Genomic DNA, 24,954 nt, shown 5'->3' with positions numbered 1-24,954 from the left:
CTGAATTAGAATGTGAACTAAGCCGCCAACTGGCGGCTTTTTTGTATCAGTTTGCTAACCTGATCGCATAGTAATTTTTCCTCATTAGGCTTTTGCACTGTAATTCATATCATGCTCTGTGGAACAGGGACGCAGGAAAAATAAATGAAAATCGTAAAGCTTGGTGCAGCAGTTCTCGTCATACAGATGGGATTGATGGGATGTGTGACCGTAAATGAAGACGGTAAAAGCCCTGTCGTTAAAGCAGATCCTGTCGCTATGGCTGAATCACGTATCGCTTTAGGTCTAGGTTACCTTGAAAGCGGAAGTATGATTCGTGCTCACGATAACCTTCAACAAGCCTTAACCCATGCACCTAGCTATTACCGTGCACAACTCTCTATGGCGCATTATTACGAAACGGTCGGAGAAGATGTCAAAGCGGAACAAATGTACAAACGCTCATTACGCCAAAACGCGAAGAACGGAAACGTACTCAATAACTACGGCACATTCCTTTGTAAACAAGGGGAGTACAAACAAGCCGACAAAATGTTTAATCGTGCAATTGAGCAGCCTTATTACTACCTTATCCCTGCAAGTTATGAGAACGCCGGTTTTTGTGCGCTTAAGTCAGACGATGTAGAAAAGGCGAAATACTATTTCACTCGCGCAATCGATCATGACCCTCACCGTCCTAAGTCTATTCTTCAACTGGCTAAACTTGAAATCGATAGTGGCAACTACACCGATGCGCGAATTCGCTTAATGCGCTTTAACCAAATGTACGGTGTTAAAAAGCCTTCCCTTCGTCTCATGGTAGAACTCGAACGTGCAGCAGGAAACGAAGCGTTAGAAAAGAAATATCAGTACCAATTGGACAGAATGTCTTGATGGGTAGTGAAGTCTATACTTCGCCCTGAGTCATTCATCCACCCGCCTCTCAGAATAACGATCTCCCTTTCATTCAGCAGCTTCTGTATCACACAGAAGCTCGTTGATTTTCCAACATAAACGAGTGTGATCGTCCCCACATTGCGATGATTCCCATTTGCGGTATGCAACCAGTTATTTATACATTCAAGCCTCAGTAAAAGGAATTTATATACAAGGTCAATGTTTATATCCAAGCGACCTCAAGATCCTTGGCTCAACGCGAATGACTTATGTATACAATTAACACAGATGTAAGGGAAACCATGTTTAAGTATAAAAACACAGCAGTATTGGCAGCTCTCCCTATTTTACTGTTACAGGGTTGTGGCGGTGGTGGAGACGGCACGACAACTGCCAGCAGCGCGGCTTGGACAGCAGGCGATTTTTCTCAATCAGCAAGTAGCTATGCCAATCAATGCAATAACGTAAGGACGGGGATTGATCCATACACAGGCAAAGCGTACCCGGACCAAGCTGGCTCAAGCATGTACGAAAAAATGTTCTTACGCGCTTTCAGCCACGAGACCTATCTATGGTATGACGAAATTCCAGATAATAATCCAAGCAACTATGCGTCTGTTTCCGATTACTTTAAGTCGCTAGTAACGCCAGCAAGAACCGCAACGGGTCAAAAGAAAGACCGTTTTCACTACATTCGTTCTTATGATGCTTTCATGAAATCTCAACAATCTGGTTTAGTGTCTGGGTTTGGCTTTAATTGGAAGTTCATTCAAGGGACAGAGCCACGAGATATTCGAATTGCCTACACCGAAGACAACTCTCCTGCCGCTCTTAAAGGTGTCGAGCGCGGCGACAAACTGATTAAGATTGATCACGTCGACGTGGTTAATTCACCACTTCAAACCGACGTTGATTACATCAACAACACCCTATTCTCTCCAAATAACAATCAAGACTACACCTTTACGTTTCTTGATAAGAACGGTGCTGTGAAAGTTGTCACCATCAAAGCGCAAGATGTAGCAACGTCTCCGGTTAAAAACGTTAAAGTGTTCAACTACGGAGATAAGACGGTTGGCTATATGCAGTTCAACGCGTTCGAAGCAACAGCTCAACAACCATTAATAGATGCGTTTAATCGCCTGTCTTCGTCGAATGTCGACGAAGTCGTGATGGATTTACGTTACAACGGCGGCGGTCTGATTTGGCAGTCGGCACAAGTCGGTTACATGCTATCGGGGGCGAATCAGAATCAAGTCTTTGGGCAATTGGTTTACAACGACAAAATCACAAAGTCAGGTCAAGGCGGTAAAGTTTACAATTTCGTTGATAAAGAAATTAACTGGGCGACAGGCAGATTAACAAGCAAATCTTTGCCGACATTAAGCGCCAAACGTGTTTATGTCCTAACCACCGACAACACAGCGTCTTCAAGCGAGCTTCTGATCAACGCACTTCGTGGTATCGATGTCGACGTAATTCAAATCGGAACAACGACCACTGGTAAACCTTACGGGTTTTCGCCTGAAGCAAACTGTGGCAGCGTTTACTACACTATTCAGTTTAAATCGATCAACGCAAAAGGCTTTGGTGATTTTGCAGATGGCTTCATCCCTACGGCAAAAAATCTTGTATCGTCTAATATTGGTATAGATGACAAAGTGGAAGGCTGTGTTGTGGCAGATGACATGAATGCACCGTTAGGCGATATCTCTGAAGGTATGCTTTCTGCCGCTCTCAACTATATGACGACAGGTAACTGCCCTGCTGCGCCTTCAGTGGCTCCTGCTCCTAGAGCAATGCCAATGCTAGGTGGTACTCCACTTAATCAAGGGATTGATCCACTTCGACAAGAGGCTATTCATGTCAACATTAACTAAAACAATGACCTTGCTTACCGGAGCGGGTATGAGTGTGATGCTATTGGGTTGCTCATCATCAAGTAACAACGATGATATGGTGAACGCATTGAGCATCAAGACTTCTGGTGACACAGTATCGGAGATTCAGCGCGCAATAACTACGATTCAAGGCAATCAAGTTCCACCCAAGATCGCGTCAAATACGTTTGAAACCAACTCTCATCTTTTGATCGTATCTGGACAATTAATGGATGAGCAAGGTGTGTCATTGAACGGAGCTGAAATCGAGTTGCCTGATCAATATACGTTGCAACTACGAGGTGAAGATTGCGGAGTGTATTACGAGAAGAGCGATAAGTTTATTCCTCTGACCAACATACAGTGTCGACCAAATCCGATTCAGGACTAAGTAAAAAGCACGCTGTTACCTCATGTACGTACCAGCGTGCTTTTTTCGTTCTAAGCCTTCAAATACGTTGAAGCTCTTCCCACTGTTTCGCTTATAAGAAATGGAAAGTCACGTTACCCGTGATACTACTTACGGTGTCACTGTCACCATTGATATCAACACCAAAAGCTTGATAGCTCGCCCCAACAGAGATGTTATCTAACAAGAAGTACTCTGCGCCGACACCATACATGTAAGACACACCGTCGTCTTTGTCTAGGTTGCTTAAGTTGCCATTGTATTCAACGTTAAAGGCGTTGATACCGCCTTTCGCGTAAACGTGCAGAGGACCAAAGTCGATACTTGGTTTTGCCGCAAGATAGAAGGATGAGAGATCCACATCACCACGGCTACCCGCTAAATTTAAATCTACCTTGCCATGGTTGAAGTAACCCACTTCGAGACCAATGAGCGGCAAGATGCCAGTACCCACATGTACGCCATAAGTCGTATCGTTTTCGCTGTCGATATCAGACTGACCGATTTGACCACCAGCATAAATCCAAGAGTCAGCAAACGCGGAAGATGAGCATAGCGCCAAAGCCAATAACGAGAGTTTTGTTTTCATAGTTATACCTTTCCTGTTCGATTCCAGAACGGAACATCACGTGATGCATAGTTAGGTAATTACTATATGCGAAAGATTGATGGTTTTAAGGTCAAGAAACGAATAATTTTTGTTCAATGTCTATTTGTGTGATTTACAGACAAAAAAACACCGGCATATTGCCGGTGTTTATCAAACCTTCGAAAGACTCGCCGATTATAGGAAGTGCAGTGTCGCGTTTAGAGAGAACGTACCGATGTCGTCTTTGCCCGCTGTGTAGTTCATGTAGCTTGCGCCAACAGACATAGGACCGAAAATGAAGTATTCCGCACCTACACCGTACATTAGATCTAGATCATCGTCATCTTTGCCGCCAGATACTTTCTTATCCCACTGGTGAATACCGCCTTTCGCATAAACGTGCAGAGGACCGAAGTCGATGCTTGGTTTAAGCGCTGCATAGTATGAAGTCAGCTTAGTTTCTTGACCTGCAATCTTGAATTCACCGTGCTGAGTAATACCCGCTTCGATACCGATAATTGGCAGGATACCTGTACCTACGTGCACAGAGTAAGACGTGTCTGTTTCACCTTTGAAGTCAGACTGACCTACAGAAGCACCACCATAAATCCATGAATCTGCCATTGCTGCAGAAGAAGCACTTAGTAGTGCTACTGCCAATAGAGTTTTCTTCATCATCAACCTTTACTCTTTATTATTACCCACTTCTGCGTCACGCAGAGGTTGGTACTGCAAACATAAGGGAGGCGAACCATTGCCTCCCTCATGACTTAAAAACACTTGTGGGAAAATATCTGCAATTACTGTACCAATCGCGTCTGTCACTGGACAACCCATTGATTAGTCAGTAAACCCCACAAGAAAAACTGCCGCTATTGTACTGATCGATCAGCAAGCATCAATCGCATTTTTGACTCGTTTATCAGAAACCGGATACGGCGTGCCCAATTGTTGAGCAAAGAAGCTCACTCGAAGCTCTTCGATCATCCAACGGATCTCTTTCACGTTCTCTGGAATCACCATACCTTTCGGAATTTTGTTGAGCAGCTCTTTGTAGTCGCTCGTAACGGATTCCACTTTCAGCATGTGCAAACGGTCTTTGTTTGGATCGATCGGCAGCTTCTCCATACGACGCTCAATCGCACGCATGTAACGCAGAATATCTGGCAGGCGTTTCCAGCCACACTCTGTCGCGAAGCCTTTGAAGATCAATCCTTCGATTTGTGCTTTGATGTCCGATAATGCGAACGCCATGGTGAAATCGATCTTGCCTTTCAACTTCTTATTGATATTGAAAGCGGTCGTCAGGATGGTTTCCACTTGCTGTGCAATGTCCACCACCGTATCACCAAGCTCAGCACGAACGTGTTCTTTCAGTGCGTCAAACTTCTCTGGCTCCCAAACCAAACCGCCCTGCTCTTCGATAAGCTTATCGACACCACACGCGATACAGTCATCAATCAGATCCAACACTTTACCGTAAGGGTTAAAGTACAGACCCAACTTCGACTTATTCGGTAAGTTAGAGTGCAGGTATTTAATTGGCGACGGCACGTTCAACAAGATCAGACGACGCTGACCCGCTTGCATTGCCGTGACCTGCTCGTATTCAGTCTCGTACAGTTTAATTTCAACACTGTCTTTGGCATCAACAATCGCTGGGTACGCTTTAACGTCGTAACCGCCACGTTTTTGTTGGTAAACCTTAGGCAGTTCGCCGAAGCTCCACGTATGCAGACCTTCTTGCTCGATGTCGTCATCCGCTACTTTTGAAAGGGTTTCTTGAACTTTGTCTTTCAAGCTCTCTTTCAATTCGTGAAGGTCTTTATTTTCCTTCAACTTGCGATTTCTATGGTCAACCGCGCGGAAAGTCACCTTCAAGTGCTCCGGAATTTGATCCATATTCCAATCTTCGCGCAGAACTTCCACACCCGTCATTCGACGCAGTTCTTTCTCTAATGAGTCCAGCAGCGGCGCTTCCATTGGTGTTGCACGAGCCAAGAAAGCATCGGCGTAGTTTGGCGCAGGGACAAAGTTCTTACGAACTGTCTTCGGCAGCGATTTAATCAAGCTCACTACAAGCTCATGGCGTAAACCTGGGATCTGCCAGTCAAAACCCGCAGGCTCGACTTGGTTCAAGATCGGCAACGGCAAGTGAACTGTCACACCGTCGCTGTCATCGCCCGGCTCAAACTGGTAGCTCAGCTTAAGTTTCAGGTTGTTTTGATGCCAGAAGTTCGGGTAATCCAAATCGGTAACGTGGCTTGCATCGCCTTTGAACAGCATCTCTTTCTCGAAGTTCAGCAGTTCTTTGTTGTCTTTCGATGCTTTCTTCCACCATGTATCGAAGTGTTTGCCAGAGACCACTTCAGTGCCAACGCGTTGGTCGTAGAAATCAAACAGTTCATCGTCATCCACCAAGATGTCACGGCGACGAGATTTGTGTTCAAGCTCTTCCACTTCTTGAAGAAGCTTACGGTTTTGCTTGAAGAACGCGTGCTTGGTTTCCCACTCACCTTCCACCAGCGCACTACGAATGAACAGCTCACGACTGACGGTTGGATCGATACTGCCGTAGTTCACCAAACGCTTCGGTACAATTGGCACGCCGTAAAGCATCACTTTCTCGTGTGCCATGACTGCTGCACGTTTCTTCGACCAATGCGGCTCGCTGTAGCTGCGCTTAATCAAGTGCTTCGCTAATGGTTCAATCCACTCAGGCTGAATCTTAGCAATGATGCGACCCCAAAGTTTTGAGGTTTCCACCAACTCAGCAGACATGATCCACTTAGGCTGTTTCTTGAATAAACCTGATGCAGGGAAGATATGGAAACGAGCGTTACGCGCGCCTTGGTATTCATTCTTCTCTTGGTCTTTCATACCGATGTGTGACAACAAACCAACGAGGATTGAGCTGTGTACGCCATGGTAAGACGCAGGCTCATCGTTCAGTTTGAATTCCATTTCACGCATCGACTGGTGAATTTGGAAGTACACATCTTGCCACTCACGCACGCGCAAGTAGTTCAAGTAATCTTGTTTACATTGCTTGCGGAACTGGTTGCCCGTCAGCGCTTTCTGCTGCTTCTGGATGTAATTCCACAGGTTCACGAACGTCAGAAAATCTGAGTCTTCATGGAAGAAACGTTTGTGTTTGTCATCTGATGATTGCTGCTTGTCACTTGGACGCTCGCGCGGGTCTTGAATCGACAATGCAGCCGCGATGATCATCACTTCTTTCAATGCGCCTTGCTTTGGTGATTCCAATACCATACGCGCTAAACGTGGGTCGATTGGAAGACGTGCAAGTTGACGACCAATGCTGGTTAGGCGTTTTTTCGGGTCCTTCGCTTCTGCGTTAATTGCCCCCAGCTCTTCCAACAAGCGAACACCGTCTTGAATGTTACGTTTGTCAGGTGCTTCCACAAACGGGAAGGCTTGAATATCGCCCAAACCAAGTGCCGTCATCTGCAAGATAACCGACGCTAGGTTGGTACGCAGGATCTCAGGATCGGTAAACTCCGGACGTGACTCAAAATCTTCCTCTGAGTACAGACGGATACAGATACCCTCTTCCACACGACCACAACGACCTTTACGTTGGTTCGCACTCGCCTGAGAAACTGGCTCGATTGGAAGACGCTGAACCTTAGTACGGTAACTGTATCGGCTGATACGCGCCGTACCCGGGTCGATAACGTATTTGATTCCCGGAACCGTCAACGAGGTTTCCGCTACGTTGGTTGCCAGTACAATGCGGCGACCAGCATGAGGTTGGAAAATCTTGTTCTGCTCACCCGCCGACAAACGCGCGTAAAGCGGCACAATTTCCGTGCTCTTCAGGTTACGTTTAGACAGTGCATCAGCGGTATCACGGATTTCACGCTCACCGTTCATGAAGATCAGAATGTCACCTAAACCTTCATCGCACAGTTCGTCTACCGCTTCGAAGATACCTTCAAGTTGGTCACGATCATTATCGTCATCACCACTTAGTGGGCGGTAACGCGTTTCTACTGGGTAAGTACGACCTGACACTTCAATGATTGGTGCGTTGTTGAAGTGTTTTGAAAAACGCTCAGGGTCGATGGTTGCCGACGTGATGATCACTTTCAGATCAGGACGACGTGGTAGCAACTCTTTCAAGTAACCCAAGATGAAATCGATGTTAAGGCTGCGCTCGTGCGCTTCATCGATAATAATGGTGTCATATTGATTCAAGAAGCGGTCATGCTGAATTTCAGCCAGCAAGATACCATCCGTCATCAATTTGATTTGGGTGTTTTCAGAGATCTGATCGTTGAATCGAACCTTGTAGCCAACAAACTCACCAAGCTTGGTTTCCATCTCTTCAGCAATACGGTTCGCAACCGAACGCGCCGCAAGACGACGAGGCTGAGTATGACCAATCAGACCGAACTTACCACGACCAAGCTCCGCACAGATTTTTGGTAGCTGAGTGGTTTTACCTGAACCGGTCTCACCCGCAACGATAACCACTTGGTTTTCTTCGATCGCTTTCGCAATGTCGTCGCGTTTTTGGCTGACTGGCAGGATTTCAGGGTATTCAATCGTTGGTTTGTAGCTACTACGTTGCTCCACAACCATCATGGATTTGGCGATGTCTAATGCGATTTCATCAAACACAGCGTTACGTGCTGCGTCTTTTTTGATTTTGCTTGCACCAGAGATTCGTTTACTCAAGCGGAAGCGATCACGCATCATGCACTGGTTAAGTGCCTTGCGCAGTGACGCCGCGTTATTTACTTGAGCCTGAGGCGTAGCATTCTGAGAAGCTTGTGCTTGAGATGCATTAGCCTGCTTCGCTTTGGCATTTTGCGCACCATTTGACGGTGTCGCTTGCTCTTCAGCGGGATTCTTTTTTGGGGGCTGTGACGAAGTCAAAGCGTTTCCTATTCTTTTCATTACATAAAACTGCGCGGATTGTAGCACATAAGGGCTAGAACAAGATAACGGAAAGCAGCTTCAAGCAATCATTCAATTTTTTCGAACAACTTAAGCAAATCCATCGGGTTTTGAGTCGACGAGCATTGCCTATAATGCATCACATAGCCGAAAGCACTTATTAAAGGAAATCCATATGTCTCGTGTACTAGCTCTTAAATCAAGCATCCTTGGCGATTACTCTCAATCAAACAAACTGGTTGAAGACTTCATCAAAAATGTAGACCAAGATAAGCTAACTGTTCGTGACTTAGCTGCAAATCCACTGCCAGTTTTAGACTTTTCCGTTGCGACAGCACTACGTGCAACAGAGGATCTTTCACAAGAGCAACAAGCGGTGGTTGACCTGTCTGATACCTTGATTGAAGAAATCAAAGCAGCGGATACTTTGGTTATCGCAGCACCAATGTACAACTTTACGATTCCAACTCAGCTGAAAAACTGGATTGATTTGATTGCTCGTGCAGGCGTGACATTCAAATACACAGAAAACGGCGTTCAAGGTCTGATTGAAGGTAAGAAAGCAATCGTAGTCACCACTCGTGGCGGTCTTCATAAAGACTCACCAACCGACAGCATGACACCATACCTACGCACAGTATTGGGCTTTGTTGGTATCACGGATGTGGAGTTTGTTTACGCAGAAGCGCTAAACATGGGTGAAGACGCAGCAGCGAAAGGCATTTCAGACGCGCAAAGCCAATTGGCAACCTTGGCGTAAGATTAAATAGAATTGAGTACAAACAAAAAGGGATTGGTTCGCGCCAATCCCTTTTTTATCGTTTTAAGTCAAAGCTGATCATGCTGTTGTAGCAGCTTTGCGCGCATTGTCCGCAACCTTTGCATTTGGCAGCGTCAATTTTAGGTTTGAAATCGTCTTGCCATTGCAAAGCATCATATGGGCAACTGTCCTCGCAACTGCCGCAATAACCGTATAAGTTTTCGCAGCTGTTCGAGATAGTGGCGATCAAGCCTGTAGACTCTGTTTGGTTTGAAAGTGCTAATGTAGGGCACGCCGACTTACACGCGCCGCATAAATCACATGCCGAGTAGCTGATGTCTAACGCGGCAACGCCATCAACCATTTCTATGATTTGGCTTGGACATGCAGAAGCGCACTTTCCGCATCCATCACAAAGCCGAGTGAACATCGACTCCTCCACCGCATACGGCGGTCTCGCTTTAACACGAGGCTCTTGAGCTTGCTCTACTGGCGCGCGACGGAACGAAAACAGACGTCGCTTGCTTAGATCAACCGATTCAGACTGGCGCATCCGAGTAATCTCTTTTTGCTGGTACAACGACTTGATATTGCTCACTCAAGGATTGAAGCAATTCTTCAGTAAGGCTCGACAGTTTTGAGTAAGGCGTGAGCGTCACCGCTTTTTTGAAGCGCTTGTTGAAAAAGCCAAACCACGTCATCAAGTGTTCGCGTAGCATTTCAGCCGCCAGTTTTTGCTGTTCAGTTTCAATCAACATGCCTAACACCATCAACATCAAGCCGATCTGGTCTTCTGGTTCACGTTGGTCAGATTTCAAAGCAAAACCACAACGCTGCAAGAAGTAACGATATTCAATGGTTGATTCACCAAACAACACCGCTTCTTTATCTAGATAAGCCGAACCCCAAGGTGGCGCTGGCATCTCACCAATACCGGCAAACATGCGATCGTGCTCCATTTGCAGTGCCTCTTCACTCTCGCTTTGAAAACTGCGCAGCATGTCATTAAGTGCTTCAATTGGTGTATCAGTATTGCTCAGCAACGTATCGAGATTTGCCGCTGGGTAATCTTTTGGCTGGTAGTAAAACAGTGCACCAAACAGCTTAAGAACGATGCTGGTATCTTGTGGTTCAAGTTGAGAAATTTGCATGAAGTACCTTTGATGACTGGTGTTTTTATTCTTCGATTAAGTAAAACGGAATTGAGGTGGGACGAATACTCGCCCCACTCTATTAATTGTTATCAGTACAAATAATGCTTATCAGCACAAATAACGGCTATCAGTACAGACCAGATGTAAAGTGCATGCCGTAGAACACGTTGCGACCTAGAATCTCTGCAACGAACAAGGCAACGAATGCCACGATAACCAGCACGTTCTTCTGACGACCTTCTGCGGTAAACAACTCAGCGAATACCCAAAGAGCAGCAGCAACCACAAGCAACAACACGTGACCAGCAACATAGCCTGATAGCATTGTGATTTGATCCAAGCCACTGTGAATCGCCGTTGAGATACCTGCGAAGTAAATCGTCTGCATCACTGAGAACGCTAGGTTCAGCGCAATCAAGCTCACACCAGCCCACATTAGGCGACGATTGGTTTTCTCAGCCGTCACGTCCAATACGTTGATCAGCGTGTAGCCAAACATCAGACCCGAAGTCACGACCGTGAACCAAAACGCAACCGTGGTCATTGGTGAGTACCATGCTGGTACCGTTTCGATTTGGTAAACATTTGCCATCGCGAACATGAAAATCACGCCAACCGCGATAGACAACCAGTTCACAATTTTGCGAACGCCTTCGCTGCCGATTTTTAGAATCGTTAGCAACCAGTACAAGCCCGCTAGAGACAGAAAGCTTGCACCCGTTAAGATCTCGTTAGATAGCGCCGCACTGCCAACACGGTTTAATGCGTTGAAGGCACGAAGAGGGCTACCCAAGTGAGTGGTTGAGAACAAGAAACCCAATCCCATTACAACCAAAATTGCGAAACGAGCGATGTTCATACGAGGTTCTGTCACGCGTGGTGGCTTACCGAATTTCTCGAACGCATTAACCGTTAGGTGCGCGCCAACCGCTGTTTGAGCGAGAACCGTAAAGGCAACTAATGGTGCTTCGTATAACATTATTTCACCTCTCTTGGATTCTGTAGGAAACCAGTGCGGTCATTGGTTGGACGACCATTTGGATTTAGCTTCACGATCAAGTTCGGGCTCGTAATGCGAGAATCTGGCAGTGGTGCCACATCCGCGTTTGAACCGTATTTCGCGCGTAGCTCATCAATTGGACCAAACTCAATCGCACGCAATGGACAGCTATCAACACACACTGGCATTAAGCCTTCTGCGACACGTTCGTAACAGCCATCGCACTTAGTCATGTGACCTTTTTCTTCGCTGTATTGAGGTGCGCCGTATGGGCATGCCATGTGACAAGATTTACAGCCGATACACACGCTTTCATCGACAACGACAAAGCCGTCTTCTTCACGCTTGTGCATTGCACCTGATGGACAAACCTTGGTACACGCAGGGTTAGTACAGTGGTTACAAGAGATCGATAGATAGTACGCGAACACGTTTTGACGGAACGCACCGTTTTCTTCCGTCCAGTTGCCGCCTACGTATTCGTAAACACGACGGAAGTTACGGTCGATACCCAGATCTTTGTTGTCTTTACAAGAGAGCTGACATGTTTTGCAGCCAGTACATTTGCTTGAATCAATGTAAAAGCCATACTGCTTCGCTGTGCTCATTATTTAGCCCCCATTTTCTTAATTAGCGTCACTTCAACGAGGTTGGTATGGCTCGGGTTTGATTTTGCCAACGGGCTTGGACGTTGTGTCGTCAATACGTTGATTGAACCCGCTTGGTCAACACCTTTACCATTTGGTGAGTACCATGCGCCCTCACCTAAGCCAACGATGTGTGGCATGATGCGTGGGGTTACTTTTACGCGAACGTTCATTTCACCGAACTTACTGCGCACGCTAACCAAGTCACCGTTATCAATGTTGCGAGAAGCGGCATCGACTGGGTTGATCCAAAGTTCCTGTGGTGCCGCTGCTTTTAGGATGTCGACGTTACCGTACGTAGAGTGCGCACGTGCTTTGTAGTGGAAGCCCGTCAACTGAAGCGGGAACTCTTTACGATCTGGTGAATCCCAGCCGTTGAACGTCGATACGTATTCAGGCAATGGCTTGATGGACTCATCTTCGTCCAGTTCCCATTCTTCGTTTATCTTCGCTAGGGTCTCTGAGTAGATCTCAATCTTACCTGACGGTGAAGGCAATGGATTCGCTTCTGGGTCACGACGGAAGTCTTCAAACGCCACATGTGGACGATCGAACTGCTTCTTGTAGATACCCTGCTTTCTCATCTCATCGTAAGACGGCAGGTTTGGATCGTTGTTCTGTTTAACGGTCTGAGCATACATCCACTTAAGCCACTCTTCTTGAGTGCGACCTTCAGTAAACTCATCAAACACGCCCATGCGCTTCGCCACACCAGACATGATGTCGTAGATTGGCTTACATTCGAAACGAGGTTGAATCGCTTGGCTTGCAAAGATGAAGTAAGGCATTGACGCTGCCGCACCATCCATACAGAAGTCCGATTGCTCCGAGGTTGTACAGTCTGGCAGTACGATATCGGCATACTTCGCAGAAGAGGTCATGTGGTTGTCGATCACCACAATCATTTCACACGCTTTTTCATCTTGAAGAATTTCGTGTGTGCGGTTGATGTCTGAGTGTTGGTTAATCAGACAGTTACCTGCGTAGTTCCAGATAAACTTGATGTTGTTTTGTAGCTTCTGAACGCCTTTGATGCCGTCGGTCAGATCTGTCATTTCTGTACCGCGGTAAATCGCGTCTGTCCAAAGGAACATTGGGATGGAAGCGCTGATCGGGTTTGGTACTTTAGGGAAGCGTTGGAATGGGTAAGAATGGTTACCCTCACGAGCACCAGTACCACCACCTTGTAGACCAACCTGACCACGAAGCAGAGACAGCATCATGATCGCTTTACACGCTTGCTCACCGTTTGCTGAGCGTTGTAGACCCCAACCTTGGGTGATGTAAATGCGTTTTGCATCACCGATTTCACGCGCAAGTTTCAAAATCACATCAGCCGGAATACCTGTGATTGGCTGTGCCCACTCTGGCGTTTTCTCGATACCATCTGGACCTGTGCCCATGATGTAATCTTTGTAGCTGCCGTTTTCTGGCGCTGACGCAGGCAGTGTTTTGCGATCGTAACCCACACAGTAACGGTCAAGGAAGTCTTGGTCGACTTTATCTTCGCTAATCAATACATGTGCGATAGCAGCGATCAGTGCAGCGTCAGTACCATGCTTGATTGGTACCCATTGGTCTTCACGACCCGCGGCAGTATCGGTGTAACGAGGGTCGATACAGATCGTACGTGTGTGGCTGATGTTTTTTGCGTCCACGTAGTTATGAACCTGACCACCGCCCGACATACGAGTTTCTGCAGGGTTGTTACCAAACATCAGACAAAGATCTGCGTTTTGTACGTCGTCAATCGAGTTGTTGTCTACCCAAGTGCCGTAGAAATACTCAGACATACATTCAATGTTCGCTGCTGAGTAGTCACCGTAGTGATTTAGGTAACCACCACAAAGGTTCATCATACGAGCAACCAATGTCGCGCTCGGATCCCAACTCTTAGTTACTGTGCCACCAAGCGTACCTGTACCGTAGTTTAGGTAAACCGCGTCATTACCGTAGTCTTTAATGATACGTTTTAGATTGTCACCAATGAGGTCAAAGGCTTCGTCCCAAGTGATACGTTTGAACTTACCTTCACCACGTTTACCAACACGAAGAAGTGGGTATTTCAAACGGTCTGGCGAGTAAACACGGCGACGCATAGAGCGACCACGCAAACAAGCACGTACTTGATGGTTGTGGTTATACACATCATCACCCGTGTTATCGGTTTCTACCCATTTGATTTCACCGTCGACCACATGCATGCGAAGCGGACAACGAGAACCGCAGTTTACGGTACATGCCGACCAGACAATTTTTTCATTTGGTTTTGCTGGCGTTTCTTTGGCAACCGCTTTAGTTGCAAACGGGAGAGAAAGCGCGTTTCCTGCTAACGCCAAAGCGCCAAGTGCAGAACCACCCTTTAAAGCATCACGCCGAGTAATATTAAACTTACCATTTTGACTCATGGTTTTTTCCTAAATTACGTTTTTGAATTTGGTAGTGGCGCTTAATTAATGGATTTAAGTGGGGAAAGAACACTCGTTAGAAATAAAAGACATTGAGATTGTATTTTCAAAATAGGCATTCATTGAAAATATCTAATTTCGTTTTAATTAATACACAAGGCAAATCAAAACAGTATTTCTACAAAACCATCAATTAAGCCAGAACGCACAAGCCTTGAGCAACTAAGGCATGGCGACCTACCACTATCGATATCCTTGTAGATTTAATGGTTAATAAGTTTGACCCCCATCAATTTATAAAAACGATTAAACGTAATCTTATATTTCATTTCGAGCTTTTTTATTAATGGAATATTAATAGGTCAGAAGGATGTCAATTAAATTAAATATAGAAATGATTTTTGAATTAAATAAATAAAAAATACAAATACAGAAGAATGGGAATAAGAATAATTACCAATTAATAAAATTAAAAAAGCCTCATGTCAATATGAGGCTTTTGGTATTTATTTTGAGCTGAGATTAAAAATCGTACTGGAAATAGATCGTATTGTAGTTACTACCGCCTTTAATGCGACCAAACTGGGAAGCGTTCTCGAAGATCGCACTGCGGTGATGCAACGAGTAACCGACCCACATGTTCTCCCAATCTTTTTGGTTGAACAGGTCGCCAACGTTCACATCAACTGAAAAATCTAAATAGTTAAGTAAGTTACTTGGCGTATAACCCTTCTCTTCCATTTCTGTTGCTTCTATGTAAGTAATATTATCGATGTAAGACATACCTTCTGCCACACCAAATCGCCACTTCGTCGGCCAATTGAAGGTGTAGTAAGCCTTAATCGCCACAACATATTCGGTACTGGAGGATTGCACATCAGAAGACCAGTGATGAACAAGACCCGGCGTTAGGTAAATATCCAAAGGTAAGCCAAACAACTCATCCGTCAATGGGTGCCCGTAGAAGAAAGAGGTCATTTGGTTATTGTACTCATCTTTCTCGGCATTAAGTTTGAAGATGTCACCCATATTAGAAGGCGTAGCCCAACCGTGTGCGACTCTTAGATATGGGCGATTTCGTAAATCAGACTTACGTTCTTTGCCTTTATCGTTGAAGAAACCAAAGCCAACAAAGACTTCACCTTGGTAACGGTCTTCTACGATTTGGCTATGGTATGCTTCACTGTCTAGGCGAGTAACGCTAGTTTCCCCCAAGAGATACAAGTTAGAAATCACGTGGTAACGTGCTTTGATACCTAAGTTAGCATCAATACCCGCACCAATTTTCTCTCCCGTCGCGTCTTTGAATGAGTAGTACGAGCTATTGAAGTCGGCGTCTTTATAACGAATTGTAAAAGTGGGCTCTAATTCCCAATCGCCAAACTCATAGTTAGCAGCGATTCGGTAGTTAGAATGAAACTGGAATTCGTCATCCGCCATCACTTCAAATTCAGCACGCCAGTTTTCGTCAAAGTTGTAACGAATCTGACCACCAAAATCGACGCGATCCCCTTCGAAGGCATTTTGAATGGACTTCGGGATATCTACAAAGCGCAGGCGCATAATCGCACTTGCACGCCAATCGGAGTCACTCTCATCATACAAGAACACCCCACCTTCAATACCGTCAATGTAGAGATGCTCGTTTTCAAAGAACATCATCGGCACAAACGTGCTCACTGTTGAGTCGTCATTGGCAGTATAAAATGGAATTGAAGCAGTACGGTACATCGCTGCAATCCCCCACTCTTGCTCTGCGTTTTTTGACTCCGCTAAAGCAGCACCACTAAGCAATAAACCAGAACATGCCAGCGATACTGTTAATACGTGTTTCATAGTTCCTCTATGTCACTGTTATTTGAGAAGGTCTCGAATGAGAAAGAGTATATCTGACTTTACCCGCCTATCTGTGAAAATTTTGCTTTATACACCAAAGAGCAAGCCCTACCAGTTAACACTGGCAATAAGTTAACCTCCTACACACTGCACTTTTGGCTAAGTTGATTACTCTGCACACAATCAAACGGGAAACGGTCAAATTTCTCTCTTCTCTCGTCAATGAGATTTAGATTTTTGCCAGATTCGCCGATACAATAGAAAACCAATGATCAAAGCCGCAGTTAATCGTGAAAGCATCTGAACTCATCTCCATTATCAACAACTTGCCGGAAGGTAGCGACCCCGATATCGTGATGGGTGAAGAATGGCTACCAGAACGCTTGGAAAACACCACACTCGATGGTGATATGCTGTTTTTACACTTCGATAATGCACCGGAAGATGGTCAGGGTGAAGAAGAAGGTCGCGGCTTCGTAGAGCACGAAATTGACTTGATTCGAACTCGCCTACAACAAATTCTCGATGAAGACAGCGACAACGCTTCAAAAGCTGACGCAATGTTGGGTTTATTTCTAATGGGACATGAACTTAGCAGCTCACAAGTTATCGAAATACTCGAAGAAGACTCAGAACACTGATCCAGAATAGTAAGGTACCACTTTGCCAACATCGCTCAATACCAACGAACTTTCCTCCCTTCCTCTGGTTGTTGCCGGTCCAATTTTAAGAAAAGTTACCGCGACGGAAGTGAATATTTGGTTGGTGACCACGCAACCTCTCGAAGGCTTGGTTGAAATCAGCGATGCGAACACTGGTGAACAATACTATTCCAAGCCCGTATCAGCAGAACATCTTTTGCAAGTAGGCAAACGTGCTTGGGTTTGCATGCTGACGTTACAAGGCGAATTTCCTACCCATAAAGCATTGCGTTATCAACTCCATACTCAATCCGGTTTATTGACCGAATTGATGCCTCAATTGGTCTACGGTGAAGACACAGATTCAGTGCAAGGTGTCGAATTCCTAATCAGTGAAAAAGCCGATTATGTTCTTCATGGCTCTTGTCGTAACCCACATCATTTTAGTAAAGACACTTTGGTCCAAGCTGACGCAAAAGTTGCTAGCCAACCGATAGAAGACCGCCCTGATATGCTCATCATGAGCGGCGACCAAATCTATGCCGATCATGTCGCAGGTCCGATGCTTGATGCTATTGAACAATTGGTCAAATTATTAGGCTTGCCTGATGAAGAGTTCGACCAAGCGCCAATTAAAAACACGCAAGAGCTGTATCAAAGCCCAGATTGTTTTTATGGCAGGGATAACATTCTTCCCCACTATGTTGACGATGGAAGCATACTCACCAAGCTCTTCCCGCATCGTGGCACACCCATTTTTAGCTCGCGCGAATGTGAAAACCACCTCATCAGCTTTGCCGAGCTTTTTGCGATGTACCTACTCGTTTGGTCTCCAGTACCTTGGACATTAGTCAATCGTGAACGTTTATTGGATAGAAAATTCACGACCGGCGGAAAAGCTTTAGAGCCGAAATGGCAACAACATTGGCGCGATGAGAAAGTTCACATCGATGCATTTGTCGCAGGGTTAGATAAAGTTCAGCGTTTGCTAGCTCACGTACCGACCTACATGATCTTTGATGACCATGACGTCACCGACGATTGGAACCTAACGGTTGGCTGGGAAAAAGCAGCGACTGAAAATCTCTTCTCGCGCCGAATCATCGGCAACAGTCTGATCGCTTATTGGTTGTGCCAAGGTTGGGGTAACGCGCCAGAAAAATTTAACGCCCCTTTTATGGAGCACGCTCGTCGTTACTTTGAAGAACTGACTTCAGAGTACCAAGATGACTTCATCCAATACCTATATCGATTCGAAGATTGGCATTACACCATCCACACGTCACCGAAAGTAGTTGTTTTGGATACACGTACTCGCCGCTGGCGTTCAGAATCACGCATGAATAAACCATCGGGTTTGATGGATTGGGAAGCCTTGATTGAGTTCCAACAAGAGCTGATGCATCAAGACAAAGTGATCATCGTCTCTGCCGCACCCATGTTTGGTGTGAAGTTTATTGAAACATTGCAACGCATCATGACCAGTTTTGGTCAGCCGTTGCTGATTGACGCAGAAAACTGGATGGCGCATCCAGGCAGTGCGAATACCTTGATCAGTATTTTCACTCACACCAAAACCCCGACTAACTTTGTCATTCTGTCTGGTGATGTGCACTACTCTTTCGCTTATGACATCAAGTTGCGTTTCCGTCGCAATAGTCCAAATATCTATCAAATCACATGTAGTGGGATTAAGAACCAGTTCCCAGCGCAACTGCTGACAGCGTGTGATGCCATGGACCGTTTGCTTTATAGCCCCCGTTCACCGCTAAACTTCTTCACCAAACGTAAGCGTTTGAAGATTTTTAAGCGTGCGCCAAGTAACCACAATTTTTACCGATTAGTGAACCAAAGTGCAATTGGCGAGCTGAGATTGGATGACGACGGAAAGCCATGCAATATCAGTATTTTAACTGGTGAAGGTGATTCAATACATTTCCCGCCTACAAAGGTTGAGGAATAAATCCGCTTTTTGGCGGTCAAATACTGTATTGAGCAAAAATGTCATCTCAATCGTATGAGATCTTGATCAAATTCAATCAAGACCTTGAGATTTGCTCAAACCATTACCATCTTAAATAAATAGATAACAGCTTGGTGCTCAACATGTTTAATTCGCTTACTTCATTATTTAAACAACTTATAGAAGGCTCGGACCTTAGCCAATCCAACACACTGTCACCCAATATGGCGATAGCATGTTTGCTTTGTGAAGTAGCTGGTGCGGACCATCAAATCGATGAAAGAGAGCAAGCAACCAAACGCTCTTTGATCATGAAATTGCTTTCCCTAACAGAAGAAGAGACCGACACCCTACTGAATCAGGCTCAAAACAGATCGAGTGAGTCGACTTCCCTTTATGACTTTACGTCCCAACTGCGTGAGCTTTCACAAGAAACCCGCTATGAACTGATCAAGAGTATGTGGGAAGTGGCGTACGCTGACGGTGAAATTGACCCATTGGAAGATGCCGTAATTCGCAAAACAGCGGAGCTGCTCTATGTAGACCACAGCGATTTTATTCGAGCGAAATTGCAATCTCAGTGAAGCCCAGTCTCCATAAACAGTAAGAACCAATAAAAAACGCGCTACATGAGCGCGTTTTTTGTGTCTCTAGTCTGGATTAGGTCGAATCAAACATCGTCATCTCCGCAAGAGACTAGCCAACATTGTTGTTATTTAAAACTAACTTAGTACTGGCTTATGACGAGCAGACTGAAATCCAATGAAAGATTTATGAAAACAGAAACTTATAGCATGGTCAGTGCTAGTTTCGCCAAGTTGTAAGCGTCAACATAGCCCGAGTGCTGGCGACCTTCCCACTCAATGCCTTTTGCTTCTTGCGCCGCTTTATGACCAATGCGCTTATCTTTAAGACGGTTTTGGATTCGGTACAACGTCGCTAAGTTGATGAACTCGGTAAATGGCGCGTCAATGCCCTTTTGTTGGCATTCTTCAAGTAAGATAAGGTCATCGCGCCCCCATGAAGCATAGATCTTATTACGACCACCAAAGTTCTTTAGCATCGACTTAAGCACTTCTTCCAATGGTCGACCTTGCTTTTCAATCTTACGTGGTGTGATGCCAGTTAACTCTGCACAAAACAGGGACACTTCATCATGCTCAGGTTTCACGTAGTATTGCGCGCGCTTAACGATTTCACCTTTCGACAAATCTATTTCCGCCAAACCAACTTCAATGATCTCGCCTGTACGACCAACGCCGTTTTCATTCCAGCAGCACATTTCTAAATCGAAGCAGACGATACGGTTATGGTTCATAGTTTGTCTTGATTCCTAACGTAAATTTGAAAGCGTGAGATTTTACCGTAACGAATCTCAAAACTCGAATTTGCTCGCTGAATTAATCGCCGATCGATACAGAGTTTCGACCATTTTTCTTACTTTGGTAAAGTTGCACGTCCATTTTATGGAATAAGCTCTCAGGATCTTCGTCGTTATGTACCGCAGCGCCAATGCTCAAAGAACAAATGATCGGTGTACTTTCATATTCAAATGGCGAGCTTGCGACAATACCGCGTAACTTCTCCAGATAGGCGGCTAGTTCTTCCTTGTCCGTCACTCTAGATAAAATGCAGAACTCATCGCCACCTGCTCGGTAGAAACGATCACCATCGAGCAAGTTCGCATTCACAAGCTTGGTTACGTGCAATAACGCTTCATCTCCAGCTAAATGACCGTACTTATCGTTAATCACTTTAAAGCGGTCAATATCGAAACCCACTAAAGAAAAGTCAACGCCACTATTAATGTAGTGCAGTAAGTTATCGTTAAATACGCGTCGGTTAAGCAATTGGGTCAATGGATCCAACTCCGCCATGCGTTTTAGCTCAACCGTTTTGTTATCAAGCATCACCGCAAGACGTTCTTTTTCACGTGATTGAAGATTGACGATATAGCTGATCAAGATAGCAATGACTAAACCCGCAATACCGGTCCCATAAAGGACAGAACGCTCCCACGCCGAAACGGATTCAGACAGCTTAAACTCAACACGCCATTCGCGATTTGGCAGTTGAATCGTGCGACTAATAACTTTGCCGTGCAGCTCATCCCAGTTTGAGCTTTTGAACAATAGAGGGTCGTCGTAAGCATCAAAGCCCTTGTCTTCAACTTTTACAGACATATCCAATTCCGTCGCGGTTTTGGTAATCAATTGATCAAAATAGACAGTACTGCGCACTACCCCAACAACGACACCAAGTAGCTCGTGTTTGTCATAGCTAAATACCGGGTGGTAAACCAACAGACCACTTTTCTCTAATGACTTGTCGTATCCGTCTTGAAGCAATCGGACTTTGTCTGAAATGTTAGCTCGATCGTGGGTAATAATGTCATCTAGGATCAGTTCGAAACGCAAACGTGAAGAATAAAAGCCAAGCAAAGACAAGTTAGTTTCAGTTCTTGGATAAATATCAGTCGCTATGTATGCAGGAGCTTGGTCTTTCAAGATGTAACCAAACGTCTTCTCACCATCTTTCGGTACTGTAAAGATGTCAAAATCAGGGAAAATTTGACGAGTTTTCGCCAAATAGACGTCGAGCTCACTTGGTTCAACACGTTGCATCCATTGCAAGCCAACCAAGCTCTGTGAACTTTCGACGACTTGTTTTGCGTAGTAAGGAAATTGTGTCCAGTATGACTTATCAACGGAATGGAAAAAGTTTGCACCAGCGCCGATGAACTCAAGATCGTTTTCTACTGCCAGTTTAAGAGATTCCGCTTGGCGATCTGCCAGGGTATCGAAAATGGTCATGGTGTAACGCTGTTGTATTTTATAAGCGACACCAACCATGCCCGCTGTGACAATAACGACTGCAATAAAAGCTACAATAGAAGCAGAGTACCGTTTGAAAATGCTCTGTTGAGCCGTGCTATATGTCATTTACTGTTCCACGTTTTTTGCGTGTCATGCTTCGATAATGATGGAAATACTGCGCCACATGTGGGTAAACATCAAGCAACAACGTTTGCGTCCCCATCTAATCGTTGATTTTTCATGCTAATCATGCGGTATATTCACGAATTATTACAGTCTTAAGCCTTGAATATGCTACCATCCACCATCATTTTAATGTCTAAACTTGGTGCAGGTCGCAAAGCCGATCTCTTTAGTAAACATGTGTGAGCCAATACTAAGCGCCAATAAATCAATAGAAAGAGAAAAATGTCATGAACATTGATTTGAACCTAATTCCTCAAACGTTCGATATGCTTCACGCAGGTCTAGCCGCTTCGAGCGTTTTGCTTCTTCTGATCGCAGTATCTCGTAAATCTAAAGTGATTGAGAAAGTGGTAGAAAAACCAGTCGAGAAAATCGTCGAGGTTGAGAAACCAGTTGAGAAGATCGTTGAAGTAGAAAAAGTAGTGGAAGTAGAGAAAGTCGTAGAGCGTGTTGTAGAAGTTGAATCAAAACTTGCAACAGCATCAACGGACTCTGCAATGCAGCTGCTTTCTATCATGCAACAAGAAGCTCGCCTAATTGACTTCTTAAAAGAAGACCTAACGTCATTCTCTGATGAAGAAGTAGGCGCAGCCGCTCGCGTAATCCACACTGGCGGTCAGAAAGTACTGAACGACTACGTGACGCTAGCGCACGTTCGTAGCGAAGACGAAGAAACTCGCATTACGGTTGAAGAAGGCTTCAACCCACAAGAAATCCGCCTAACTGGCAACGTAACAGGCAGCGCGCCATTCAACGGCACGCTAGTTCACAAAGGTTGGAAAGCAACATCAATGACGTTGCCTAAACTGGCTGAGAACTACGATGCATCTGTGATCGCTCCAGCTGAGGTTGAGCTGTAATGGAACACATGAACCAAGAAAACCATTCTCAAGAAGCGTCTGTTGAAACTCAACAGACGCCAAAATTCAGTGTTGGTATCGACTTAGGTACAACACACTGTGTCATGTCTTTTGTTGATACTCACGACGAAGACGCTCGCGTTGAAGTAATGCCTATTCCGCAACTTACTGCGCCGGGCACGGTAGAGACTCGCAACCAATTAGGCTCTTTCCTATACCAGCCGCACGAGCACGAAATGAACCCGCAATCACGCGTTCTTCCGTGGTCGAGTGAGCCAAAAGCTTTGGTTGGTGCAGTTGCACGTAACCTAGGTTCGAAAACGCCAATTCGCCTTGTTGCAAGTGCGAAATCTTGGCTTTGCCACGCTGGTGTGAACCGTCGTGATGCATTCCTGCCAGCAGGTAGCCCAGAAGAAGTGGAAAAAGTATCCCCTCTTCGCGCGACAGAGCTTTACCTAGAGCACCTAAAAGACGCTTGGAATCACACCAACCCAAATCACAACCTTGCTGATCAAGACGTGACTATTACGGTTCCTGCTTCTTTCGATCCTGCTGCTCGCGATCTAACAGCAGAAGCAGCTCGCAACGTTGGTTTTGTGCACCTAACGCTTCTAGAAGAGCCACAAGCTGCACTTTACAACTGGATCGATAACAGCAACGACAAATGGCGCGACGAAGTTGAAGTTGGCGACATCGTACTTGTGGTCGATATCGGTGGTGGTACAACCGACCTTTCTTTGGTTGAAGTAACTGAAGACGACGGCAACCTAACTCTGAACCGCATCGCGGTAGGTGAACACATCCTACTTGGCGGTGACAACATGGACCTAGCACTTGCGTACCGCTTGAAGATGAAGCTAGCGCAAGAAGGCAAAGAGCTACAACCATGGCAAGTTCAGGCAATGACGCACGCATGTCGTGACGCGAAAGAAGCGCTACTGAACGACAGCGAACTTCAGTCAGTGCCAATCGTAGTACCAAGCCGTGGTTCTAAACTGCTTGGTGCAACGCTGAAAACAGAACTGACTCAAGAAGAAGTACAACAAACACTGGTTGACGGCTTCTTCCCTCAAGTTGCGATTACCGATCACCCTGTTCAACGTAACCGTGGTGCACTAACGCAAATGGGTCTGCCTTACGCACAAGATGCAGGCATTACTCGTCACATTGCTGCGTTCTTGTCTAAGCAAGCCAATGCTCTTTCTACTTCAGGAAATGGCGCAGAAGCAGCTCAAGATTTCAACCCATTCGCTAACATGCCTGGTATGCCAGGTGCGGATGCAGCGCAATCGGCTGACTTCATCAAGCCAACCGCAATCCTATTCAACGGTGGTGTTCTGAAATCGAAACTTCTAGCAACTCGTCTAGAAGACACGATCAACGAATGGCTAATTGAAGCAGATGCAGAAATGGCGAAGCGCCTAACAGGTGTGGATCTAGACCTTGCGGTTGCTAGCGGTGCGGCTTACTACGGCTCTGTGCGTCGTGGTCAGGGCGTTCGTATCCGTGGTGGTATTGCTTCGGCGTACTACGTGGGTATCGAAAGTGCGATGCCAGCGATTCCGGGCATGGCGCCTCCAATGGAAGCACTTTGTGTTGCACCATTTGGTATGGAAGAAGGTTCAAGCGTTGACGTACCAAGCCAAGAGTTTGGTTTGATCATCGGTCAACCGGTTAACTTCCAATTCTTCGGCTCAACCGTTCGTCGTGATGACCTAGCAGGTACTCACCTAGACTACTGGGCACCAGAAGAGCTTGAAGAGCTTCCAGAAATCCAAGTAACGCTGCCTGTATCTGAAGGTCGTCGTGAAGGTGAAGTGGTTCCAGTAACCCTAGCCTCTCGCGTCACAGAGCTTGGTACGCTTTACTTAGAAGCCATTGCCGCTGATAACGGTCAAAAATGGCATGTTGAGTTCGATGTGCGCGAAGACGCGAAAAGCAACTCAAACGAAGAAGAATAAATAGAAATCAAACGGCATCCAATCGGGTGCCGTTTTTAAATA

At 45.6% G+C, this 24,954-nt stretch carries 21 protein-coding genes; 9 read left to right on the top strand and 12 right to left on the bottom strand.

Annotation, left to right across the window (positions count from 1 at the left end; all coding sequences use genetic code 11):
• Window positions 1-144 precede the first annotated feature (144 nt).
• From pilW to AACR11_RS06020, 3 genes are all read left to right on the top strand, one after another.
• Window positions 145-873 (top strand): type IV pilus biogenesis/stability protein PilW, encoded by a 729-nt coding sequence (gene pilW / locus AACR11_RS06030; RefSeq protein WP_009698053.1) that lies wholly within the window; start codon window positions 145-147, stop codon window positions 871-873.
• 305 nt (window positions 874-1,178) lie between these two features.
• Window positions 1,179-2,756 carry a S41 family peptidase gene (locus AACR11_RS06025; RefSeq protein WP_029789859.1) on the top strand — a complete coding sequence of 526 codons (1,578 nt, stop codon included), beginning with the start codon at window positions 1,179-1,181 and terminating at the stop codon, window positions 2,754-2,756.
• Window positions 2,740-3,147, top strand: coding sequence for a hypothetical protein (locus AACR11_RS06020; protein ID WP_029789858.1), 408 nt, complete (start codon window positions 2,740-2,742; stop codon window positions 3,145-3,147). Before AACR11_RS06025 ends, AACR11_RS06020 begins: the two co-directional genes overlap by 17 nt.
• A 91-nt stretch (window positions 3,148-3,238) precedes the next feature.
• On the opposite strand, the gene AACR11_RS06015 is transcribed toward AACR11_RS06020, so the two are convergent.
• The 4 genes from AACR11_RS06015 to hrpA all read right to left on the bottom strand — a co-directional run bounded on the left by AACR11_RS06015 (window position 3,239) and on the right by hrpA (window position 8,680).
• Complete coding sequence (locus AACR11_RS06015; protein WP_009698056.1) at window positions 3,239-3,754, bottom strand: outer membrane beta-barrel protein; 516 nt, start codon at window positions 3,752-3,754, stop codon at window positions 3,239-3,241.
• 195 nt (window positions 3,755-3,949) lie between these two features.
• A complete protein-coding gene (locus AACR11_RS06010; RefSeq protein ID WP_005451857.1) occupies window positions 3,950-4,429 on the bottom strand; it encodes an outer membrane beta-barrel protein in 480 nt (159 codons plus the stop codon).
• A gap of 9 nt (window positions 4,430-4,438) precedes the next feature.
• Window positions 4,439-4,591 carry a hypothetical protein gene (locus AACR11_RS06005; protein WP_196334505.1) on the bottom strand — a complete coding sequence of 51 codons (153 nt, stop codon included), beginning with the start codon at window positions 4,589-4,591 and terminating at the stop codon, window positions 4,439-4,441.
• Window positions 4,592-4,642: 51 nt separating this feature from the next.
• On the bottom strand, window positions 4,643-8,680 hold the full coding sequence (hrpA, locus tag AACR11_RS06000) for an ATP-dependent RNA helicase HrpA (RefSeq protein WP_079325600.1): 4,038 nt from the start codon (window positions 8,678-8,680) through the stop codon (window positions 4,643-4,645).
• Window positions 8,681-8,855: 175 nt separating this feature from the next.
• Between hrpA and AACR11_RS05995 the strand changes: the two genes are divergently transcribed.
• Window positions 8,856-9,440 carry an FMN-dependent NADH-azoreductase gene (locus tag AACR11_RS05995; protein ID WP_005433839.1) on the top strand — a complete coding sequence of 195 codons (585 nt, stop codon included), beginning with the start codon at window positions 8,856-8,858 and terminating at the stop codon, window positions 9,438-9,440.
• Between the two features lie 55 nt (window positions 9,441-9,495).
• Here AACR11_RS05995 and AACR11_RS05990 read toward each other — a convergent pair whose 3' ends face one another.
• The 6 genes from AACR11_RS05990 to AACR11_RS05965 form a co-directional block, all read right to left on the bottom strand.
• Window positions 9,496-9,993: a 4Fe-4S binding protein gene (locus tag AACR11_RS05990; protein WP_029789855.1), complete on the bottom strand. Its 498-nt coding sequence runs from the start codon at window positions 9,991-9,993 to the stop codon at window positions 9,496-9,498.
• On the bottom strand, window positions 9,980-10,591 hold the full coding sequence (locus AACR11_RS05985; RefSeq protein WP_029789853.1) for a TorD/DmsD family molecular chaperone: 612 nt from the start codon (window positions 10,589-10,591) through the stop codon (window positions 9,980-9,982). The genes AACR11_RS05990 and AACR11_RS05985 overlap by 14 nt, the downstream gene beginning before the upstream one ends.
• A gap of 130 nt (window positions 10,592-10,721) precedes the next feature.
• Window positions 10,722-11,573, bottom strand: coding sequence for a dimethyl sulfoxide reductase anchor subunit family protein (locus AACR11_RS05980; RefSeq protein WP_029789852.1), 852 nt, complete (start codon window positions 11,571-11,573; stop codon window positions 10,722-10,724).
• A complete protein-coding gene (locus tag AACR11_RS05975) occupies window positions 11,573-12,202 on the bottom strand; it encodes a DMSO/selenate family reductase complex B subunit (protein ID WP_005433785.1) in 630 nt (209 codons plus the stop codon). The genes AACR11_RS05980 and AACR11_RS05975 overlap by 1 nt, the downstream gene beginning before the upstream one ends.
• A complete protein-coding gene (locus AACR11_RS05970) occupies window positions 12,202-14,649 on the bottom strand; it encodes a DmsA/YnfE/YnfF family dimethyl sulfoxide reductase (protein ID WP_029789851.1) in 2,448 nt (815 codons plus the stop codon). The genes AACR11_RS05975 and AACR11_RS05970 overlap by 1 nt, the downstream gene beginning before the upstream one ends.
• Window positions 14,650-15,171: 522 nt before the next feature.
• Window positions 15,172-16,485, bottom strand: a complete 1,314-nt coding sequence (locus AACR11_RS05965; RefSeq protein WP_029789850.1) for a MipA/OmpV family protein — start codon at window positions 16,483-16,485, stop codon at window positions 15,172-15,174.
• Window positions 16,486-16,775: 290 nt separating this feature from the next.
• On the opposite strand from AACR11_RS05965, the gene AACR11_RS05960 reads away from it, so the two are divergent.
• The 3 genes from AACR11_RS05960 (at window position 16,776) to AACR11_RS05950 (ending at window position 19,673) form a co-directional block, all read left to right on the top strand.
• Window positions 16,776-17,126 (top strand): hypothetical protein, encoded by a 351-nt coding sequence (locus AACR11_RS05960; protein ID WP_005451841.1) that lies wholly within the window; start codon window positions 16,776-16,778, stop codon window positions 17,124-17,126.
• 22 nt (window positions 17,127-17,148) lie between these two features.
• Window positions 17,149-19,089, top strand: coding sequence for an alkaline phosphatase D family protein (locus AACR11_RS05955; RefSeq protein ID WP_029789849.1), 1,941 nt, complete (start codon window positions 17,149-17,151; stop codon window positions 19,087-19,089).
• A 143-nt stretch (window positions 19,090-19,232) separates the two neighbouring features.
• Window positions 19,233-19,673: a tellurite resistance TerB family protein gene (locus AACR11_RS05950; RefSeq protein WP_005451837.1), complete on the top strand. Its 441-nt coding sequence runs from the start codon at window positions 19,233-19,235 to the stop codon at window positions 19,671-19,673.
• 203 nt (window positions 19,674-19,876) lie between these two features.
• Here AACR11_RS05950 and AACR11_RS05945 read toward each other — a convergent pair whose 3' ends face one another.
• Window positions 19,877-20,407, bottom strand: coding sequence for a 3'-5' exonuclease (locus AACR11_RS05945; RefSeq protein WP_005451835.1), 531 nt, complete (start codon window positions 20,405-20,407; stop codon window positions 19,877-19,879).
• Between the two features lie 82 nt (window positions 20,408-20,489).
• Window positions 20,490-22,031: a sensor domain-containing diguanylate cyclase gene (locus AACR11_RS05940; protein ID WP_029789848.1), complete on the bottom strand. Its 1,542-nt coding sequence runs from the start codon at window positions 22,029-22,031 to the stop codon at window positions 20,490-20,492.
• Window positions 22,032-22,318: 287 nt separating this feature from the next.
• Here AACR11_RS05940 and AACR11_RS05935 point away from each other — a divergent pair, with 287 nt between their 5' ends.
• A complete protein-coding gene (locus AACR11_RS05935) occupies window positions 22,319-22,951 on the top strand; it encodes a DUF2760 domain-containing protein (protein ID WP_045488389.1) in 633 nt (210 codons plus the stop codon).
• A complete protein-coding gene (locus AACR11_RS05930) occupies window positions 22,951-24,912 on the top strand; it encodes an Hsp70 family protein (RefSeq protein WP_029789846.1) in 1,962 nt (653 codons plus the stop codon). Before AACR11_RS05935 ends, AACR11_RS05930 begins: the two co-directional genes overlap by 1 nt.
• Window positions 24,913-24,954: the final 42 nt, after the last annotated feature.

This window comes from Vibrio sp. L85 (assembly GCF_963871815.1).
GTDB classification, from domain to species: domain Bacteria; phylum Pseudomonadota; class Gammaproteobacteria; order Enterobacterales; family Vibrionaceae; genus Vibrio; species Vibrio harveyi.
The sequence above is the reverse complement of the archived record's forward strand: the minus strand, read 5'-3'. Positions and strand labels throughout refer to the sequence as shown.

What these genes read in the sequence shown, in the direction of transcription:
- pilW (WP_009698053.1), top strand. Translation starts at nt 145, where the DNA reads ATGAAAATCGTAAAGCTTGGTGCAGCAGTTCTCGTCATACAGATGGGA.
- AACR11_RS06025 (WP_029789859.1), top strand. Translation starts at nt 1,179, where the DNA reads ATGTTTAAGTATAAAAACACAGCAGTATTGGCAGCTCTCCCTATTTTA.
- AACR11_RS06020 (WP_029789858.1), top strand. Translation starts at nt 2,740, where the DNA reads ATGTCAACATTAACTAAAACAATGACCTTGCTTACCGGAGCGGGTATG.
- AACR11_RS06015 (WP_009698056.1), bottom strand. Translation starts at nt 3,754, where the DNA reads ATGAAAACAAAACTCTCGTTATTGGCTTTGGCGCTATGCTCATCTTCC.
- AACR11_RS06010 (WP_005451857.1), bottom strand. Translation starts at nt 4,429, where the DNA reads ATGAAGAAAACTCTATTGGCAGTAGCACTACTAAGTGCTTCTTCTGCA.
- AACR11_RS06005 (WP_196334505.1), bottom strand. Translation starts at nt 4,591, where the DNA reads ATGGGTTGTCCAGTGACAGACGCGATTGGTACAGTAATTGCAGATATT.
- hrpA (WP_079325600.1), bottom strand. Translation starts at nt 8,680, where the DNA reads ATGAAAAGAATAGGAAACGCTTTGACTTCGTCACAGCCCCCAAAAAAG.
- AACR11_RS05995 (WP_005433839.1), top strand. Translation starts at nt 8,856, where the DNA reads ATGTCTCGTGTACTAGCTCTTAAATCAAGCATCCTTGGCGATTACTCT.
- AACR11_RS05990 (WP_029789855.1), bottom strand. Translation starts at nt 9,993, where the DNA reads ATGCGCCAGTCTGAATCGGTTGATCTAAGCAAGCGACGTCTGTTTTCG.
- AACR11_RS05985 (WP_029789853.1), bottom strand. Translation starts at nt 10,591, where the DNA reads ATGCAAATTTCTCAACTTGAACCACAAGATACCAGCATCGTTCTTAAG.
- AACR11_RS05980 (WP_029789852.1), bottom strand. Translation starts at nt 11,573, where the DNA reads ATGTTATACGAAGCACCATTAGTTGCCTTTACGGTTCTCGCTCAAACA.
- AACR11_RS05975 (WP_005433785.1), bottom strand. Translation starts at nt 12,202, where the DNA reads ATGAGCACAGCGAAGCAGTATGGCTTTTACATTGATTCAAGCAAATGT.
- AACR11_RS05970 (WP_029789851.1), bottom strand. Translation starts at nt 14,649, where the DNA reads ATGAGTCAAAATGGTAAGTTTAATATTACTCGGCGTGATGCTTTAAAG.
- AACR11_RS05965 (WP_029789850.1), bottom strand. Translation starts at nt 16,485, where the DNA reads ATGAAACACGTATTAACAGTATCGCTGGCATGTTCTGGTTTATTGCTT.
- AACR11_RS05950 (WP_005451837.1), top strand. Translation starts at nt 19,233, where the DNA reads ATGTTTAATTCGCTTACTTCATTATTTAAACAACTTATAGAAGGCTCG.
- AACR11_RS05945 (WP_005451835.1), bottom strand. Translation starts at nt 20,407, where the DNA reads ATGAACCATAACCGTATCGTCTGCTTCGATTTAGAAATGTGCTGCTGG.
- AACR11_RS05940 (WP_029789848.1), bottom strand. Translation starts at nt 22,031, where the DNA reads ATGACATATAGCACGGCTCAACAGAGCATTTTCAAACGGTACTCTGCT.
- AACR11_RS05935 (WP_045488389.1), top strand. Translation starts at nt 22,319, where the DNA reads ATGAACATTGATTTGAACCTAATTCCTCAAACGTTCGATATGCTTCAC.
- AACR11_RS05930 (WP_029789846.1), top strand. Translation starts at nt 22,951, where the DNA reads ATGGAACACATGAACCAAGAAAACCATTCTCAAGAAGCGTCTGTTGAA.